Annotated in this window: 1 protein-coding gene and 1 pseudogene; both read left to right on the plus strand. The window is 75.1% G+C overall.

Annotated features, from left to right (window positions below):
• The first annotated feature begins 209 nt into the window (after window positions 1-209).
• Complete coding sequence (locus AOK18_RS16210) at window positions 210-773, plus strand: dihydrofolate reductase family protein (protein WP_055694819.1); 564 nt, start codon at window positions 210-212, stop codon at window positions 771-773.
• 331 nt (window positions 774-1,104) lie between these two features.
• Window positions 1,105-1,347, plus strand: a pseudogene (locus AOK18_RS16215) (cation transporter dimerization domain-containing protein); the annotation flags it as partial.
• Window positions 1,348-1,441 lie beyond the last annotated feature (94 nt).

Consider the following 1,441-nt stretch of genomic DNA (forward strand, 5'->3'; position numbering starts at 1 on the left):
CCGCCGGCCGGGACCGGGACACCGTCCCGGTCCCGGCCGGCGGTCCGGCACCGCTTCCGCGGCCGACGGCACCGCCTCCGGGCCATGAAGGTCTTCCCGACGCGGTGGTTCCGTGGGGGTGACACGGCCCGAGCGGTCCCGCGCGTCGCGATGAGTCCCGCGGCGTCCGGCGGTCGTACGGTCGAACCCGTCACCGAGGAGGACTTCTGATGCGCGACGTGACCTATGCGATGAGCGTCTCGCTCGACGGCTACATCGTCGGGCCGGACGGCGGCTTCGACTGGACGGTGCCCGACGAGGAGGTCTTCCGCTTCTGGACCGACGAGACCCGGAAGATCGGCGTCCACCTGCTGGGACGACGGCTGTACGAGACGATGCTGTACTGGGAGACCGCCGACCGGGACCCCTCGCTCGACGACGCGCACCTCGAGTGGACCGCGCTCTGGAAGTCGCTCCCCAAGGTGGTGTTCTCCACCACGCTGTCGGAGGTGCGGGGCAACGCCCGCCTGGCCACCGGCGGTCTGGCGGAGGAGATCGAGCGGTTGCGGGCCGAGCCGGGGGAGGGCGAGATCGCGATCGGCGGCGCGGCCCTCGCCGCCGAGGCGGCCGCGGCGGGCCTGATCGACGAGTACCGGGCCATGGTCTACCCGGTGCTGGTCGGCGGCGGCCTCCCGTTCTTTCCCCGGGACGAGCGCCGGGTGGACCTCGAACTCGTCGGGACCCGCACCTTCAACTCGAAAGTCGTCCACCTCCGCCACCGCGTGGTGCGCTGACCCCGCCCGGCCGGGACCCTGCTCCCCGGGGCCCGGCCGTCGCCTCCGCCGGACCCCGGGGAGAACGGGCCGGCCGGGAGACAGCCAGGGTCCGGGAAGGTCCGGACGGAAGGGCTCCGGCCCGGACCTTCCGCGTTCCAGTGCCTCAGGGCTCTCCCGAGGCGGAGCTGACGATGCCCACCCGGTACACGGGTGGCACGGGCATGACCATCAGGTCACGGGAAAGGCCGCCCGTCGATCGCACGGCTGCCGGGACGAGCACGGGGCCCACGCCGTCTTCCGGCCCCGGAGCCCCGGCTCTCGCCGAGGCGAGCCCACGGGCCGTCACGCCGGGCAGGTACGGATGCGGTGGATCGGCCACGCCCCGCGGGCCGAGGCCGACATCGTCGTCGACGCGCACCTGACCGTCGTCCGGGCCCACGAGCCGGCCGTCGCCGCCGAACACGCCCTCATCCACGCGGTTCCCGGGCTGACGGCCGCGACCGTCCACACCGACCACGCCCCCACCGGCAGCCTCGACCCGCACGCCGTCCTCGCCCACCACGCCGACCGGCCCCGCTCCCCCTCGCCCTGACCGGCCGGCACCCTGACCGGCCGGCACCCTGACCGGCCGGCTCGTCCGCCGGTCCCCGGGACGGACGGACCGGCCGGCCGGGTTCTCCCGACGG

This window comes from Streptomyces prasinopilosus (assembly GCF_001419695.1).
Classification (GTDB): domain Bacteria; phylum Actinomycetota; class Actinomycetes; order Streptomycetales; family Streptomycetaceae; genus Streptomyces; species Streptomyces prasinopilosus.

Excerpts from the sequence above, each read along its gene's own strand:
- AOK18_RS16210 (WP_055694819.1), top strand. The coding sequence starts at position 210 with ATGCGCGACGTGACCTATGCGATGAGCGTCTCGCTCGACGGCTACATC.